This window comes from Virgibacillus sp. FSP13, assembly GCF_054048505.1.
On record NZ_JBSVKG010000001.1, the window covers coordinates 155,993 to 174,061 of the forward strand.

The 18,069-nt window shown below is 38.0% G+C and carries 15 protein-coding genes and 1 pseudogene; 9 read left to right on the forward strand and 7 right to left on the reverse strand.

Features of this window, described 5'->3' with window-relative positions:
* Positions 1-12 precede the first annotated feature (12 nt).
* The 4 genes and pseudogenes from ACW2QC_RS00755 to ACW2QC_RS00770 all read left to right on the forward strand — a co-directional run.
* A pseudogene (locus ACW2QC_RS00755) lies at positions 13-1,230 on the forward strand (CDP-glycerol glycerophosphotransferase family protein); the annotation flags it as partial.
* 352 nt (positions 1,231-1,582) lie between these two features.
* Positions 1,583-2,407 (forward strand): ABC transporter permease, encoded by an 825-nt coding sequence (locus ACW2QC_RS00760; RefSeq protein WP_457542065.1) that lies wholly within the window; start codon positions 1,583-1,585, stop codon positions 2,405-2,407.
* A gap of 15 nt (positions 2,408-2,422) precedes the next feature.
* Positions 2,423-3,223, forward strand: coding sequence for a teichoic acids export ABC transporter ATP-binding subunit TagH (gene tagH, locus ACW2QC_RS00765; RefSeq protein WP_457542066.1), 801 nt, complete (start codon positions 2,423-2,425; stop codon positions 3,221-3,223).
* Between the two features lie 46 nt (positions 3,224-3,269).
* Positions 3,270-4,613, forward strand: a complete 1,344-nt coding sequence (locus tag ACW2QC_RS00770) for an outer membrane protein assembly factor BamB family protein (protein WP_457542271.1) — start codon at positions 3,270-3,272, stop codon at positions 4,611-4,613.
* Between the two features lie 827 nt (positions 4,614-5,440).
* On the opposite strand, the gene ACW2QC_RS00775 is transcribed toward ACW2QC_RS00770, so the two are convergent.
* From ACW2QC_RS00775 to ACW2QC_RS00790, 4 genes are all read right to left on the reverse strand, one after another.
* On the reverse strand, positions 5,441-6,160 hold the full coding sequence (locus ACW2QC_RS00775; protein ID WP_457542067.1) for a glycerophosphodiester phosphodiesterase: 720 nt from the start codon (positions 6,158-6,160) through the stop codon (positions 5,441-5,443).
* A gap of 92 nt (positions 6,161-6,252) precedes the next feature.
* A complete protein-coding gene (locus ACW2QC_RS00780; RefSeq protein WP_457542068.1) occupies positions 6,253-7,656 on the reverse strand; it encodes a lipopolysaccharide biosynthesis protein in 1,404 nt (467 codons plus the stop codon).
* 75 nt (positions 7,657-7,731) lie between these two features.
* Complete coding sequence (locus tag ACW2QC_RS00785) at positions 7,732-8,901, reverse strand: hypothetical protein (protein WP_457542069.1); 1,170 nt, start codon at positions 8,899-8,901, stop codon at positions 7,732-7,734.
* 15 nt (positions 8,902-8,916) lie between these two features.
* Positions 8,917-10,005 (reverse strand): polysaccharide pyruvyl transferase family protein, encoded by a 1,089-nt coding sequence (locus ACW2QC_RS00790; protein ID WP_457542070.1) that lies wholly within the window; start codon positions 10,003-10,005, stop codon positions 8,917-8,919.
* 144 nt (positions 10,006-10,149) lie between these two features.
* Here ACW2QC_RS00790 and ACW2QC_RS00795 point away from each other — a divergent pair, with 144 nt between their 5' ends.
* Positions 10,150-10,515, forward strand: a complete 366-nt coding sequence (locus tag ACW2QC_RS00795) for a hypothetical protein (protein WP_457542071.1) — start codon at positions 10,150-10,152, stop codon at positions 10,513-10,515.
* Between the two features lie 35 nt (positions 10,516-10,550).
* A complete protein-coding gene (locus ACW2QC_RS00800) occupies positions 10,551-10,781 on the forward strand; it encodes a hypothetical protein (protein ID WP_457542072.1) in 231 nt (76 codons plus the stop codon).
* A 39-nt stretch (positions 10,782-10,820) separates the two neighbouring features.
* Here the strand turns inward: ACW2QC_RS00800 and ACW2QC_RS00805 are convergent, their stop codons facing one another.
* Positions 10,821-11,867 (reverse strand): glycosyltransferase family 2 protein, encoded by a 1,047-nt coding sequence (locus ACW2QC_RS00805; RefSeq protein WP_457542073.1) that lies wholly within the window; start codon positions 11,865-11,867, stop codon positions 10,821-10,823.
* Positions 11,854-13,128 (reverse strand): O-antigen ligase family protein, encoded by a 1,275-nt coding sequence (locus tag ACW2QC_RS00810; protein ID WP_457542074.1) that lies wholly within the window; start codon positions 13,126-13,128, stop codon positions 11,854-11,856. Before ACW2QC_RS00810 ends, ACW2QC_RS00805 begins: the two co-directional genes overlap by 14 nt.
* 194 nt (positions 13,129-13,322) lie before the next feature.
* Between ACW2QC_RS00810 and ACW2QC_RS00815 the strand changes: the two genes are divergently transcribed.
* Entirely contained in the window at positions 13,323-14,432 is a 1,110-nt protein-coding gene (locus ACW2QC_RS00815) for a glycosyltransferase family 4 protein (protein ID WP_457542075.1), read from the forward strand.
* A 232-nt stretch (positions 14,433-14,664) separates the two neighbouring features.
* Positions 14,665-15,684: a glycosyltransferase family 4 protein gene (locus ACW2QC_RS00820; protein ID WP_457542272.1), complete on the forward strand. Its 1,020-nt coding sequence runs from the start codon at positions 14,665-14,667 to the stop codon at positions 15,682-15,684.
* Between the two features lie 201 nt (positions 15,685-15,885).
* Here ACW2QC_RS00820 and ACW2QC_RS00825 read toward each other — a convergent pair whose 3' ends face one another.
* Positions 15,886-16,953 carry an LCP family protein gene (locus ACW2QC_RS00825; protein WP_457542076.1) on the reverse strand — a complete coding sequence of 356 codons (1,068 nt, stop codon included), beginning with the start codon at positions 16,951-16,953 and terminating at the stop codon, positions 15,886-15,888.
* A gap of 269 nt (positions 16,954-17,222) precedes the next feature.
* Here ACW2QC_RS00825 and ACW2QC_RS00830 point away from each other — a divergent pair, with 269 nt between their 5' ends.
* Positions 17,223-17,960 carry a WecB/TagA/CpsF family glycosyltransferase gene (locus tag ACW2QC_RS00830; RefSeq protein ID WP_457542077.1) on the forward strand — a complete coding sequence of 246 codons (738 nt, stop codon included), beginning with the start codon at positions 17,223-17,225 and terminating at the stop codon, positions 17,958-17,960.
* Positions 17,961-18,069 lie beyond the last annotated feature (109 nt).

The following is an 18,069-nucleotide window of genomic DNA, read 5'->3' on the forward strand; positions in this document are numbered from 1 at the left end:
ATGATTTTGTAGATAAGGTGGCAGCTTAAGGTGAATATAAAAGAGTTGATAGTTAAATTTAGGAGAGGGCGCACTGTACAGAGGGGTCTTAAGGCATTTTTTATAGTAGCAAGTAAATTACCTGTTAAAAAAAAACTTGTCATATTTGAGAGCTTTCACGGTAAACAATATAGTGATAGCCCACGAGCTATTTATGAATATATGTTAAAACATTACCCTTCGTACGAGATGTATTGGAGTGCAGATAGACGTCATTTAAACATGTTTGCAAATTTAAAGGGGGTAAACGATGTACGCCGTTTTTCAATTAAATGGCTAGTGTTAATGGCGAGAGCAAGATATTGGATTACAAATAGTAGACTCCCCCTCTGGATTCCAAAGCCAAATCATACGATATATGTGCAAACATGGCATGGTACCCCTTTAAAAAGACTTGCCGCTGATATGGATGAAGTACATATGCCAGGTACCGATACAGTTAAATACAAACAGAATTTTTTGGAGGAAGCAAGTAAGTGGGACTATTTGGTGTCTCCAAATGAATATTCAACAGAGATATTCAAAAGAGCCTTTGCATTTGGCGAAACCATGATTGAATCCGGTTATCCTAGAAATGATTTTTTAATCCATAATAATAATCAGGAAACCATTGCTGGGATTAAAAGTAGAAGCAAATTGCCAACAGATAAAAAGATAATACTATACGCACCAACGTGGCGAGACAATCAATTTTATACGAAAGGCAAATATAAATTTGATTTGCAGTTCGATTTAGATCAACTTAGAAAAGAACTCGGTGATGACTATATTATTGTGTTGAGACTCCATTACCTTGTTGCGGAAAACCTGGATCTTACCGGATATGAAGGGTTTGTTTATGACTTTTCAAGTTATGAAGATATCCGGGAACTATATTTAATTACTGATTTGTTAATCACCGACTATTCATCTGTATTTTTTGATTACGCCAACTTGAAACGCCCAATGATTTTTTATGTTTATGATATAGATGATTATAGAGACAACCTGCGCGGATTTTATTTCGATTTTGAAGAAAAAGCTCCAGGTCCATTGGTTAAAACAACTGAGCAACTTATTGACGAAATTAATAAAATTGACCAAAATGGATTTGTTCCATCAGAAACAACAAAGGCATTTTATGACAAATTCTGTTATTTAGAAGATGGGCATGCAAGTGAACGTGTTGTAAAAGAAGTATTTGATAATTAATATCGATTGGCTTATACCATTAAGTGGCATAAGCCTTATTATTTATTGTCTTTTATGATAGTTGCTTGTATAATTTATTAACGTGTAATACAAAGATTATAAAGATATTGCGTTTAAGAGGTTGTTCAAAAAGTCCGGTAAAAATGACACATCGAATTTCTTCGTTGGCTTGCTTTTCCGTTCCTCACGGGCTAAGGAACTTCTGCTAAAACCGCCAACGTCCTGTGGGCAACGCAGAAGTCACCACATCCTATGGAAGCCCGTCCCGGTACTCAAGGCTACGCCGCCTCGAACTTCTCGGTCCTTTTTATCCTCCTTTTTGAACACGCACTTTAAGTGAAAGGACATACCTATGAAATCTGCAATCATTGTCATTAAAGAACAAATAAAGCACTTTTATTTAATAAGACGACTTTCTACGTATGAAATAAAAAGTAAGAACAAAAATAATTACTTAGGGATTTTATGGGAAATTATAAACCCATTAATCCAGATCCTAATTTATTGGTTTGTATTTAGTGCTATACGGAAGCGTGAGCCAATTATAATGGATGGAATGGAAATACCATTTTTCAGTTGGTTACTTGCTGCATTCTTTTTATGGATGTTTTTTTATCAATCGACCATCCAAGGATCCAAATCAATTTATTCGAGATTGAAAATGCTGTCAAAAATGAATTTTCCAATGAGCGTGATTCCAAGCTACACGATATTTTCACAGTTTTATGTTCATTTATTCTTGTTGATAATATCAATTATTATCTTTCAATTTAATGGGTATTATATCAACATATACTATTTACAACTGATTTATTTCATATTTGGGACATTTTGTTTAGTGTTCTCAATATCATTGATCACGTCGACATTATCAACAATTATTCGAGATGTGCACATGTTTCTGAATTCAACCTTACGCATGCTCCTATATTTATCAGGGGTATTGTGGCCAATAACGATTTTAAGTGATCAGTTTCCTAAGATTATGGTATTACTAAAATTAAATCCCCTTTTATATTTAATCGAAGGGTATCGTGCCGCATTCTTTGGTACAGGTTGGTATTTCGTGGAACATTGGCAATATACACTTTATTTTTGGGGACTAGTCATCGTGTTATTTTTGTTTGGTTCGATATTACACGTCAAATTTAGAAGACACTTTATTGATTATTTATAAAGGCTTGTGATTATAATGGAAAAAGCGATTGTCGCAAAAAATATTACAAAAAAATATAAATTGTATCGTAGCACGAAAGAACGTTTATTAGATTTAATTACGCCCAAAAGCTATGGAGAGGATTTCTTTGCATTAGCTGATGTGAACTTCGAAGCTAGTAAAGGTGATGTTGTTGGGTTTATTGGAATAAATGGGTCAGGCAAATCAACACTATCAAACATTGTCGCCGGAATTGTACCGGAAACTTCCGGATCCATTAAAACAAACGGTCAAGCATCATTGATAGCTGTTGCCTCTGGACTTAAAGGAGACCTTACAGGTAGAGATAATATCGAATTAAAATGTCTTATGTTAGGCTTTAGTAAACAAGAAATAAAGAAACTAGAGCCAGACATTATTGAATTCTCTGAACTTGGTAAATTTATTGACCAACCAGTGAAATCCTATTCAAGCGGAATGAAATCTAGACTTGGGTTTGCGATTTCAGTTAATGTTGACCCGGACATATTAATTATTGATGAGGCTTTGTCGGTAGGTGATAAGGCTTTTGCTGAAAAGAGTCTGGATAAAATGAAGGAGTTTAAGGCACAAGGAAAAACAATGATCTTTGTTAGTCACTCCATCGGGCAAATGAAACAATTTTGTGAGAAAATCTTATGGTTAGAGTATGGTATGGTGAAAGATTTCGGTACGGTTGAAGAAGTTATGCCGAAATACGAGCAATTTTTAAAGGAATATAAGAAAATGTCGAAAAAGGAAAGAGTAGCATATAAGACAGAAGCATTGAAAAAACAGCATGAGGCTTTGATGGCATAAATTTAACAATTATATGTTTGGGGGAGAAACATTTAAATTGAAAAAAGTGTTATTTATGGCTATGTTAATAATTATTAGTAGTTTAACTCCATCAATCGCGAATGCGGCTAGTTTCGGGCCGGAAGAATGGAATCAATACCGAATGAACAATGATAAGAATGCCGTGTTTGATAATGGATCTGATCCGCTTGAATACCATGAGTTCGAAACGGCTGATGAGGTTAGAGCAACCCCAGTAATTGCAGGAAATAAGTTACTCATCGGAAATCATAATTCTGGGGATTTATTTGCTTTTGATGTGGCTACTGGAGAAAAATTATGGCAAAGTAAAGCACCCAACTGGATTCATTCGGAAATGATTTACCATGATGGAAAAGTTTTTGTCGGTTTTGGTAATCGTTTTTTTCAAGAAAGTGGTATTCGTGGTACAGGGGAGAGTGGGGTTTTGGCATTAGATGCTGAAACCGGTGATACACTATGGAAGTACAATACAGATGGTGAAGTTATGCCAACACCGGCATTTTATAATGGTGCTGTTTATGTTGTAACAGGAGATAAACATTTATATAAGCTAGATCCTAATTCGGGTGAACTGTTGCATAAAAATGCGCTTAACCATGTCGTAAGTATGTCGGCACCAAACATAAGTGGAGATTCATTATATGTTGGCAGTGGTCGTCCTCAACCATACGTTTTCTTGGCGTACAATTTACAAACAGACAAAATTAAATGGCAAACAGAATTTCCTGATGTATTCTCTGGTTTAGATGATGTCCCACCAGCAGTATCAGGCAACACTGTTGTGACCACGGCATTGGAAGGTGACAGCGATAACCCTGAGCATTTCATGTATGCGATGGATATTGAAACCGGGGAAATTATTTGGAAAGAGAGTCTAGGCACAGGTGAATTTGTAAAAAACAATAAATCCGGTGCTCCAATGATTTATCAGGGTAACATTTATGTAGGAAGTCCAATCACCAAAACTTTCTACGCCTATGATTTAAAAACCGGTGAGCAGTTGTGGAAGTTTAAGAATGAAATCATGAAAGCACCACCTGTTGCAGAAGATGGCATCGTGTATTTTTCTAATACGAAAGGGTTCGTTTACGCTTTAGATGCTGAAACAGGTGAAGTGCTCAGGAAAAAGGAACTAGGTGGCAAACTAGCACCTGGAGGACCAGTTATAATTAATGATACATTATTCGTTGGGAGCCAGGATTCAAATGTTTACGCTGTGCCACTGACTGACATTATAAAAGAAGAACAGAGCGATACGTCTGAGATTGCTTCAGATCAAGATAGTAATACCATGCAATATGCTATCATTGCTATTGTGGCAATTGTACTAATTGGTTTAATCCTTATCCTGGTTAAACGGAGAAAGTAAAATTGCAATGAAGTCAATAAGAAGGCTCCAGTAACATGAACCATGTATCTGGAGCCTTTTATATTTGGCCTGTTATTTAAAAGATTGGGACTGCGATTACTCGCCCTACCGAAAACATTTGCTGTTTTTTACACGATAAATAAAAATGCGACATAATTTCAGTGTGACTTCCTCCCATCCTTCACAAGATGAGTGCTAAACCTGCGCTGCGGAAAAATACTCGCTTTCCATGGGGAACGCTTCAGCCTCCTCGGAAGAAACCCACTTCCTGTGGGGCCTTCAGACTGTTCCTTTTCCCATAGGAGTCTCGCACTTTTCCGCAGTTTAGAATAGCCTTTCTGTTCAGATAAGGAGAACACCGCTAAACGTCGGTTCCATGGACGTAACTAAATCGTTAATGGAAAACCTACTAGCGAAATCAGAATCGTATACTTCTTGAAAATACAGATCGATTTTCTGCGTACAATGTAACGCTGCTGCCAAGGTATTCCATGTCGTGTGGGGACAGCGTATGTCCGAAAGAGCTTGGATACGCGCTCTTTACGTCACGAGGGGGCAGGACCTCACCCGAAACGTTAATCAACTATCACAAAAGTAAATAGTCACTGTGATTTAATTATGCAAGGAATAATTGTAGCAAGATTATAATGTACAATACTAGTGGAGGAAATACACGTAGACTCCAGCGGGAGGAAAGGCCTAGGTGAGACCCCGCAGAGCGATAGCTCGAGGAGGCTCAACAGCTGCCCGCGGAAAGCGAAGTGTATTTCCGGAACGGTGGGGAGCAATTCCATCCCTATTACGTCACAGTTATTTCAACTACGAAATTAAAAAGCAACAAACACTTCTGGGTTATTCGAAAATACCCCATCTACACCAAATTCAATTAATTCTTTATATCGATCTTTTCCGTTTACAGTATACGGATAAACCTTATACCCAAGCCGTTTACACTCTTGTACAAATGTTTGATCAAGATAAACTTGATTCGGATGAATACTACTAATTCGGAGCCCGCTATGCTTTGCATACTCCCATGCTTGCAAAATACGATAATAAAATAACATACCAAGTTCCATGTCTGGCGCAAGCTTCTGTACGTTTGCCAATGAAACATGATCAAAGGACGAAATAATAACGTTTTCCATACGATCGTGCTGTTTCAGACAATCTAACAAAATACGTTCAATACTATCGTAAATTACAGGAATACTTTTAATCTCAATGTTTAGAATGACATCATTAGGGCAAATAGCCAGTAGCTCTTCTAATGTAATTAAAGTTGTTCCTGTATATTCCTCAGAAAAAGCTGCACCAACATCAATCTGCTTTATTTCGGCCAATGTATAATCCTTGATTAATCCTTTGATATTTTTATTAAATCGTGCAAATCGATGGTCGTGACAGACGACAAGGTGATTATCCTTCGTTAATTGTACATCCAATTCAAGTGCACGTGCACCACGATCGATTGCTTTTTGAAATGATGGTAGTGTGTTTTCTGGTGCCTCGGTAAGTGAGCCTCTATGAGCGAAATTAAGTACCAAATGACATCTCTCCAATCAGGGGTTAAAGGTTATTCAAATCATAACATAGAAGATTGACTTATGGATTGGTACAGAAATCACACTTCACTTGATTACCTCTGAACCATACCCTTTATATTCCTTAATACTACTTTTATCAGGCTCCGATTATATACAAAAAATACTAGTAACCCAAGACAAACACTGATCCAAATTCCAATCCAATCAAACATAAATGGAACAATAACCGCGGCTATCAAAATAGGTAATAAAATTAGCATATCTCCCCACTTGAACCGGATAGTGAAGTAGGAACTAGCATAATACACACGCATCAGCCACATCACTAAAAAGGCCAAAAAAGTTGAAATTGCTACAGCATATAACCCGATATACTGGATTAGCAGCAGATTGATGAGTACATTCACGATAGCCCCAACGAGTGAGGATAGGAAAATAAGGTTCGTTTTTCTTGCCCCGTGATAGCCAGCTCCCCAAAATTGTGAAAATGCACTTACTAGAGTCGCAAGCAAGAGGATACCGATATATTTCCACGAGCTGTAAAATTCTTCAGCAATGATGAGTGACAAAACCGGCTTTGTTAGTAGGGTTAAGCAAATCACCGATGTTGTCATCAATCGAAAAAAGTGGTGGAAAACTTTTGTATAGTATTCATTTTTGTCAACCGATTCAAATTCGACAATCGCACTATCTTTCCAAGCCAGCGAAAAAACAGAGCTTACCATTAATATCACGGCAGGTATTTTATTGGCAATTGCATAAATGCCGTTATCTTCTATTCCCAAAAACACCGTAATAAAATACCTGTCCGACATCGTCATGACCCACCAGCTTGCTGCACCAGGTATGATCGGAACCGAGTAAATAAGGAAGGATTTCATGACCTTTTTGGAATAAGCCTTTAGGGAAAGATAGCGGCTAAAGCGCATCACAATCCAGGCCATGACGACGACACATATCCCGGCAATAATGGCTGAATAGAAAAACGCCTCAAGTCGCAAATCCAGGATAAGGATGAAAATAAGATTTAACGCTACCGTAATCGCGGTTTGTAGAATACCGATAAGGGCAAAAAGCTTGTTGTAGCCTAATCCTCTTGCACATTGCTGCAGAAAACTGGTGAATATCGACACATCAATAAATACGAGTGCCAGCCAGCCGTACGGGACCGAAATAAAAGCGAATAAGATTGCAGCGAGGACATTGAAAATAAGCAAGTTTCTTAGTACAGTGACTGCACCAGTTGTGATAATGCTTTGTTTCGTTGCATCTGTTTTCTGATCAAGTAACCATCGGTAAACGGCTGCAACGAGTTCAAACGTGATAAATGGTGTCAGTAATGTCGCTGTTGTAACAACAATATCCCACAAGCCATACTCTGCAGTGGTAAAATAATGCGTATAAAGCGGCAGCATCAAAAAGACCAATATTTTTGAGCCAAAGTTAGCTACCGAATAAAGTAACGTGTCTTTTAATAATTTATCTCCATTTGCCATGCTACAACTTCCCTTTTAGATAGAAGACTCTTTCATGTGGGTTGACAGTCTACCTGTGTGTTGTAAGCCTAGTGTTTAGGCCTTTAAATTGAGTTTCACTAGTATCTTCCTAATCGGGGATTTAAATCGATAGTATGGTATCAACATAACTGATGAAGCGGGAATTTTATAGTTGTACCGCTTCATTTCCCGGTAAATCTCCCTGGAATATTGTTTGCTTTTTAGTGTTGCTAAAACTTGTGCAATATAGCTAGTCTTCCTGTTCTGATACTTTTTCAGATCAAATACATTTTCATACAGGTGCAATTTTCCCATAACATCAAAGGTCAGCATTGTGCGCATACATTTTTCACATTCCGAGCAATTAGCTGCATCCCCACTGGTACATACATTTAGGTAGCGATAGGTTGGCTCATAATTGGTAATCATTTTTGTTTTCTCAACCCGGGAATAACTTGATCCGGCTGAAAAGAATGATAACGATTCTGTCGACAACATATTCAACGTCAAAATGTCATAGGATGCGCCAATTGTCGGGCTTAATTCAAAGTGCTGGATTTGTCTGCCTGATGAATAATAGTAGTAGCGAAACAACTTTTGCAAGATAAGTACACAAGCAACATTTCGAATCGTATGAGTCGGTACATAATCCATCTGGAGCATTTCACTTAAATTGGAATCAATCGGGATGGAATCTATTCCCTTCTCAATCGAAAATGGCTTGACCAATTCCAGCCTTTTTTGAAAAAGGGTACGAGCATCTTCACCACCAAAATCGCCATTTGAACCGACGTTATGAAATGTAAAATGCGTTAGTTTTAATGACTCCGGACATGTGTCCATAAGATGTTCGTAAACGGTACAAAATGAATCAACACCCGCAGAAAAACCAGTCCCAACCGCACCAATATTTTTGACTGGTGTGCTTTCTAATCCATTATGTATGATCGACACCTGTTTTAAATGTGGCATGGCAACTGTTAGGGCCTTCATAAAGTAATTTGTCAGTGTGTAGTATAGTCGTTCTGATACGGGAAAATGAAGTCTAATATCCTCCCCATTTTTCATAGCAAGCAACAATAACCCCACTAAAAAGGCGTCTCCTCTTTCGTATGTAAGGTAATCCTTGTATTGCTTTGGCACGGAGAACCAGACAACCTCTTTTTTACCACCTGTTTCTATTAAAGCACGAGTAATTGCTGTATCCTTTTCGGTGATTACTTCTGGTTTATGAATGATAAGCAAGCGCGTCTCCTCTTTCTAGTCTTTCTTTAGGTAATGATCGAGTACTTCAAAATGTTTTTCTGCCTGTTGCACCTGTTTCGTTATATCTAGCTTGTTTGTTTCCATACTTGCAAAAACCTCTTCAGCCTCAAGTGTATGGATCGTATTAAAATCTGCATACGAACCATTGAAACCCGCATCCTGCATTACATTAGTCATTTTATTGCTGTAAACAATCGGGAATACAGCCTTATCCATTACCCAACCCAGAATCATAGCGTGAAACCTTGATGCAACAACAAAGCTGGATTTTGCTATAACGGTTAACGTTTCATCAATATTGAATTGATAAACATGCTTCGTTACGCTATTTTTATAGTCTCGGGGGATTTGCTTCATAATCATTTCTACTGCTTCATCATCCTGCTCCATTTCACAAAAAGCCATCAATGTGACGTAATATCCTTTCTTCATGAAAAAGATCGCGATCTCAGACATCTTTTGATAATAAATTGTGTCGTAATTAGCTAAGTGTTTCCTGATAGACGGCTTGATGACAGAAAGGACGATTCTTTTTTCTTGTATGTTAGCGATGGGTTTCTTCATTTGGAAAATGATATCATCCGCCATCCGTACTCGTGGTAAATCATTAAAAAGGTCATAAGAATATTGTTCGCGAAAACAAATGTCTGTATAAGTGCGAAACAGTTCCGTGTATTCGGTATAAAAATCCTTGTCATCAAATGGTCCAAAGTTAGCTCCTAATAGAAACATGGGCTTGTCTTTCGGCTTCATCGTTTTATTAGATTTTAACTCCTCGCGCCAATTTTCGCCTTGAATGAACAGCGAACCACCAATTTGAATCACCATCTCACAGGACCTAGCAATCATCCGGCGGGTAAAATTGTAAATGTGGAAGCGGCGAAAAATAAAGTTGAGACCTCTGAATAATAATTTGTCACTTGGAATAATATGAACATTCGGCAGTTCTTTAAAAATACGTTTGTAGCCGCTCGGTGCATAAAGCATAAAGGTTGTATCTGGATAACGTTCACATAAAACTTTGATGAATAAATCATCACCTAGATTGAATTGGGTATAGGCGTAAATCATGGCTTTTTTCATATTAATCAATCCCTAGGGGTTCTTCATATCATGATTGCACAAAATGAATATGTTTAGACATGAAAGGCATTGAAAAAACAAATGTTCGGTGTTATAATAGAATTAAGAATAGATTCGGCTAAAACGAATGGGAGGGGGAGTGGAATGGAAAACGAGGAAATCTTAAATAAGATACTGGAGAAGCTTGAGAGTCAGGAGAAAAAGCTGATAAAACAGGAGGAGTTTCAAGAGGAAGTAAGAAAGAAGTTCGCATCCCAGGATGAGAAACTTACCTCATTGGAAAAGAATTCGATATCCCAGGATGAGAAACTTATAACAGTAGAAAAGGAATTGACGTCCCAAGGTGAAAAACTTACATCACTTGAGGAGGAACAAACTAAAATATTTGATTTGCTTGTTACAGTCAGTAAAAAGGTTAGTGAACCTCTGGGCAATATAGATGCACTTGAGAAGCGAGTGTGGAATCTGGAAAAAGATCTCTCACAAATTAAACAAAAAACAGGATTGTAAATAATGACACTGGAGTAGTTTCCCAGTGTATTTTTTTGTTTAAGCGCGGGATCATCAACCCGAATCGCGAAACATCGGCGCGAGAGCAGGAACATCAGCCCAAAAGCAGAAACATCGTCCCGAATCGCGAAACATCGTCCCGAAAGCAGAAACATCGTCCCGAATCGCGAAACATCGGCGCGAGAGCAGGAACATCAGCCCGAGAGCGGAAACATCGTCCCGAGAGCAGAAACATCGTCCCGAGAGCAGAAACATCGCCCCCGTGAGCCATTTTAAACAACAATCCTTCAGAATAAAGGCTGTATTCAAGAAGATAAATTCATTCGCTTCAACAAAGAAAATATCGGATGGAGCCGCTGGTGCAGCATATTTTTCGTGGCAAAAAATAAGTAGATGCCATTTATTGATTTGTGTTTAATCATATTTCCAACCAGCCGGGATTGCAATGTATCTGAAAAACGGGCATCCTTCACATGATCAGCAGTAAGGATATTGGCAATCAAAGTTTTTTTCTCCCTTGGCGACAAATCACTATCCTGATGAAATAAATTGTTGAGACCATTCACAATACTATTAGCCTGAATAATGGCAAGAAAATAGCGATTATCCCCTGTATAGCAATTCTTTTCCGTCAAAAAACGTTTCATCTGTTCAAGCAACATCTGTTGATTTTTTACGAAATCCTTGTTAAAAGCCGTTGTTAATGAATGATGAGTAATGCAATAGTTGTACAATGTATCACGAATAATATGGATCTGGTCACAAACATTAATATAAGCAAGATTAAACAACAGATCCTCGCCCATTTTAAAATGTTTATCAAAGCGAATGTGATAATCGTTGATAAGGCTTGCGTCATACAGCTTGTTGCAAGGTGAGGGGAGAATGATTTTTTTGTAAAGTTCACCGATACGCTTTAAAAAATGAGCATGTGGATACACACCAGTATTGGATGGAACTGTTAATGAGGTCACTCGTTTCTGCATTATTTTATATCCACAAATAACAAGCTGAACGTCACAATTCATTGCCTTTACAAGACGGGCGGTCATATCAGATTGAATGTAATCATCTGCATCGACAAACTGAATATAATTGCCGGTTGCAGCTGTAATGCCGGTATTCCGAGCGACGGATGGTCCGGCATTTTGTTGGTGGATGACTTGAACACGATGATCTTTTTCCGCGTAACGTTCACAAATAAGTCCACTATCATCAGTCGAGCCATCATTAACCAGAATCACCTCAATCAGTTTATGCGTTTGAGTCAAAATACTGCTGATACACCTGCTGAGATATTCCTCCGCGTTATATACGGGCACGATAATACTCACTAAATTAGGTAACGCCATCTCTATCCACCTCAACATTTTCCATTCCTAATACTAAAATACAAATGGTTACATACGACATAACGGATGGAGCGAATAAAACGTGACCAGCTAAAAGTGCAATTCCAAAACATAATCCAAGCGTGAATGCTAATAAGAATTTACGAATATTTAGTGGAAACATCCCTTTTATAAGCTGGATTATCAGATAAATTAACGGCATGATCAATAAAAAACTGCCTATAACTCCGTATCCAAAGAAAAGGTCAAAGAAATCCATTTCAATCAACTTTGGATCCTTGGTATAGTCTCCCGCATATCCCATTCCAAATAGTTTTCGGGTGGTGGTAACGTCTGTGTAATCTGAATAGGCCCGCTGCAAATAGATATTCCGGGAGCTTAAAACTTTTCTGACCAATCCCCTTGACTCGTTTGTATCTGTAACATATTCTATCTGCTTCATTTCCGGATCTGACACCATTTGCTGGGTATTTGAGAAAATTGGCGATAATGGGATAAAACATGCAAATATAACGATGATCCCTAGGAAGAGTAAGGCGCTTTTCTCCTTTACGACACGCAATCGATATGTAAGTAGAACGTACAGAACACCCACGAAAACAATACATATTCCACCGAGAAAGGCGGTTTTTGTGCCAACCATTGGGATCATACTCACCATCAAAATGAATGCGATCCACGAATACAATGTTCGTTCATACCAAAGATGAGCAAGACTTAATCCAAGCAATACAATCACAATGACACTCAATTCATTTGCTGCAAAAAACCAACCAGAGAATCCAATACTGCCATATTGGTAGCTGTCAATGCTTGTCCCAGTCGCAATGGCCAGCCAATAACTAATTCCAATGATTATACTAGCTACCGTAGCTGCTCGATAAAGGATTGCTTTATTGATTATTCTTTGCTGCAGAAGAATGATTGATGCATGAATCATAACAAGATAATAACTTGTTTTGATCGCAAAATTGATTTCTTGAAAATAAGCCATATGCGTTTTTTGTAAACCGTTAACAATCAGCATCAGCAAAATCGCCGCATATGACACGGCAAATAGCAGAAGCATATTCCGTTTATAACGGAATAAGTACAAAAAAATATAGACAAATAAACCTGCCATAATCAATGCTCTTGATAATGACCCGATCGTTATTGTCATCCCGTAGTAGCTTGATATTGAGGTAATGATATCAATTATTGGCTGAATGATAATCAAGAAGAATATAAATTTATCCCAATTGGGTTTCGTAATCTCCATGGTGTTTTATCCCTTCGTTTTGATGATATACACAACAATTATGGTCATTTATCAATCAAATATTCACTTTCATTATATTTTCCATGCTGTCTGGTTATATTGATTAAAACATCAAGTAAAAACAATAGCGCCTGGAAAACCTTGTGGAGATTTTGTTTGCCATCAGGCGCAAGCAAAGGTAGTGAACCGAACAAATGAAAATATTACATCTAAATGCAGGTAATGAAACAGGAGGGGGCATGCATCACATCCTTGAGTTGCTCAAGGAATTTAACCGGGATGAGTTTATCTTAGGTGTGTTGGAAAAGGGGGAAATGCTAAAGCGGGCACAGGGTCTTGGGATCCAAACTGTCTATTTTTCCAACCGGTTGAAACTCAGTATCCCACTCATACATAAAATTGCCACCTTTATTAAACGAGAACAAATTAGCTTTGTTCATACACACGGACCACGGGCGAATGTATACGCAAAAATTTTAAAAAAAATGGTGTCCTTCCATTGGGTTGTGACGGTTCATAGTGACCCGACCCATGACTTTATGGACAAGGGAATGTATGGTGATTTTCTCTGCCGGCTTCATTTAAATGCAATAAAAAATGCGGATAGAGTCATTGCCATTTCCGAACCTTTCCGGACGAATCTACATGTTGCAGGGGTTGAAAATAACAAAATTGTAACCGCATTAAATGGAATTGATTTTCGAAAAAAGGCAGACAGGCCACACGTTAGGAACGATTTTGGTTTTGGCGATCACGACTTTCTTTTTCTAATGGCAGCAAGACTCGAGCCGGTAAAAGGGCATCAAATTGCACTAGAGGCTTTTTCAGAAATTATGAAAGGGCATAAAAGTTGTCATCTATTGCTTGCCGGAGATGGCACGCTAGCAGATACATTAAAACAGGTAGCTCGTGATTTGTGTATTGAAACAAATGTTCATTTTCTCGGGCACCGCCATGATATTGATAAGTTTTATGGAATGGCAGATATCACAATGCTCACCTCATTCAGTGAAAGTTTCCCATTAGTATTGTTGGAGGCAGCAAGAGCCAAAACACCGGTTATCGCAACAGATGTTGGCGGAGTTTCTGAATTGCTGTGTGACAAATCATACGGCTGGAAAACAAGTCCAGGCAACATTCGTGAATTGACAAGTGCAATGGAAGAGGCGATAAATTTTCGAAATCGGGGTATGTTAAAAATGATGGGTGAAAAACTCTTGTCCCACGCATCCAGCAAATTTTCATTGGAGATTTTTGCTCAAAACGTTTATAATGTATATGTGAATATGGATAAGGTTAATTAACATGTCGATTTAAGTGTTAAGCGAGCATGAGAATGGACGGCATTGAAAGGGATTGCATGAGGAACAAGTGCAACAGCCCGGATCAACACACCATGGAAGCTCGCTGATAAACAGATCAACTCGCATATGAACTTACTATTCCAACATCATAACTATAAAGAGAGTCTATTTGCAAAAATGGACAATTGAGGTGGGCTAAGTGATAAAAATTGTGATATTAGCCTTTTTAACTATGTTAATTTCATTAATTATTACGCCGTTTTTAATAAAAATATCTAAAAAATTCCATGCAACAGATAAACCAAATTATCGTAAAGTTCACGCCGAACCAACTCCAACTTTAGGCGGTTTAGCAATTTTTTTTAGTTTTATTATTGGATTAGCCATTTTACAGCCGACGAACGAATATCATCTTGCAATCGTTTGTGGCGCCTTTATTATTATCGTACTCGGTTGTGTAGATGATTTGATGGACTTATCGCCGAAAATTAAATTTGTCACCCAAATTATTGTTGCCGCCCTGGTTGTCTTTTGGGGTGGTTTACAGGTAGAATTTATTAATTTACCGTTTGGGGGCCAAATCGAATTTGGTTTTTTAAGCTCTATTGTAACGATCTTTTGGATAGTGGGGATTACCAATGCGATTAACCTGATTGATGGATTGGACGGGCTCGCTGCTGGTGTCTCATCGATTGCATTATTTACGATTGCTGGCATGGCCGTTATTATGGGTGATGTTTATGTTACAACGATGGCCTTAATCCTCTTCTTCAGTACGATTGGGTTTTTGCGCTATAACTTTTTTCCAGCAAAAATTTTCATGGGGGATACGGGTGCACTTTTTTTAGGGTACATGATTTCCATTCTGGCACTACTTGGCTTTAAAAATGTAACCATCATTTCATTTATCATTCCCATTTTCATCTTGGGAGTACCTATTTCTGACACATTAATCGCGATTGTCAGAAGATATATTAATAATCAGCCATTGTCGAGTCCGGATAGTTCGCATTTGCATCATCGCTTGATTAAATCGGGCTTCACTCACAAACAAACTGTGTTAATCATCTATGCGCTTAGTGCGATGTTCAGTGTAGCGGCCTTTCTGTTTTCCATGACAACTGTTTGGGGATCGCTATTGATCTTTACGATAGCATTATTAGCCATCCAATTTTTGATTGAAAATCTGGAATTAATCAATGCAGAATATAAGCCGTTAACCAATTTTGTAAAAGGATTGCGGCATAAATAGTAGTGGGCTGACCACTGCTATTTTTTATGGATAATCATTGGTTGTCCTTTTTGATTTTGTATATGCTAATCAATTGCACGCTAACAATCAAAAATTTGTGGGTTCATGTTAAGAGGTAAATGCTCGAATTCGGAATGGAAGTGCGCGTTCATATTAGCACACAAAAAAGCCGCCAACCATACGGTCAACGGCTCCCTAAATCTAGTATGAAGTTGTCGTGCCTTCGTTAGTACTGGACTCCGTTCCAAAAGGCTCTGTACTTTCCGATTCGCTTGCAGTTGCGCTCGTTTCATCTGCCAAATCTAATTGGCTTTTCAAAATTTGCTTTGTCTCTTCAAGTGCTAATTCATCCAATTTGTAAAAATACTTATCACCTGGTTGATAATCCTGCCCTTCCAACGTAAGTGAATCTATATCCAAATTTTTTCCGCTTGTTCCATAAGATATAAAGCTTTTCATTTCATCGAATGTCATATTCGTGGTCATGTTTTTTCCTACTGCTTCAATAATGTTATCAATCTTTAAAATGGAATTCATCGATACCGCCTTTTTCATAACCGCTTTGATTACTTCTTGCTGCCGTTTCCCGCGTTCGATATCATTATCCTGCTTCCGGGTACGGGCAAAGGCTAATGCTTCTTCACCATTTAAATCCTGCTCGCCAGGTAATAAGTGAATGGCTCCGGCTTGATCTTTAGAATTCTGTTCATACATTTCATAAGGAACATCAATGGTTACGCCATCGACCGCATTGACAACGTCGATAAATGCTTCAAAGTTAACTTTTGCATAATAATCGACTGGAATATCCAATAAATTTTCTACTGTTTCAATGGTTGCTTGGGGTCCACCATATGCATGAGCTTCGGTGATCTTTGTGTTTTTACCGGCATCAGCAACATAAACATAGGAATCGCGTGGTATACTGAGTAATTTTACACTTTTATCGTCCTTATTCAGGGTTGCAAGTATCAGAGTATCTGTACGCGAACTTCCATCTTTATTATTTCGGATATCACTGGCATCTACACCCATGATTAAGACGGAAACATTATCTTCTGCCGGATCAACTGTTGTCACACGCAAATCCGACTTTTGCCGTCCATCATCTTTATAGGAATCAGATAATACAGAATCTGCTTTTACATATAAATAAGTAGCATAGCTTACGAGTCCAAAAAACACGATAAGAATGGGTAATAAAATAAACAATACGCGTTTCTTAAGCCTGCGTTTCTTTCTCTTGACACGACGTGAATTGTCTGACATAGAAAAATTCCCCTTTTTAAGCAAATACCTTTATAATTAGTATTATGCGTAATTGATTGTCTATATAGCAAAAAAATCAGTTAGAAATACCTAACGATAAATGATATTATATTTTCGATAAATACTTACATAATAAATGAAAAACTAACATTAATTTTACTATGAAAAAGCTAATACGTAAATTAAAATTTGATTACAATTATGAAAGAAATGTATAAAAAGCTGAAAAAGGTACACTTCATGTATACTTAGAAAGGTTGCCGAAGATAATGAAGACTCGTAATACTGTAACAATAATGGATATCCCTTTTTTAAATACGACAAAAAGTGACTTTTTAAATCATTACCTTTTACCTGGATTAGCCGACAAGCACAATAGCTTTGTTGTAACAGCAAATCCAGAAATTGTCATGCGAGCAAGGGAAGACGCAGCCTATAAAAAGGCTATTCAATCAGCTGATTATGTGATACCGGATGGATCTGGCATATTAATGGCGGCAAAATATAAAAAAGAGCCACTTCAGGAAAGGGTTACCGGATATGATCTCATGCTGGATTTGCTGGAACGTGCTGAAGAAATGGGTTATAGCTGTTTTTTTCTTGGCGCTAAGGAAGCGGTAAATGAAAAAGTTGTTGACTCGGTGAAAAAACAATATCCTGGGCTAAAAATTGCGGGACACCATCATGGCTTTTTTGATATCGATGATCCGGAAATTGTTGAAAAAGTAGAGCGTACAAATCCTGATCTAATTTTCGTTGCATTGGGACTGCCCAGACAGGAGCTGTGGATTGCAAAACATCGCCACCAATTTTCCAAAGGCTTGTTTATTGGAATTGGAGGGAGCTTCGATGTCATCGCAGGGGAGGTACCACGTGCACCACAGGTATGGATTAACTTAAACCTGGAGTGGTTATATCGACTTATTAAACAGCCTACACGCTTTAAACGAATTTTGAAAGTATTTGAATTTATGGGACGGGTTATTTTAAAGAAGGATAAAGGCTAGTGTAGCGGGACATGGGGACAGGTTTGTTGTCCCGGTGTCTAGATAGGGCGGAAGTGGCGGAGTATAGCCTTTTGTCCCCGAATTTAGAGTGGGACAAGGGACCTGTCCC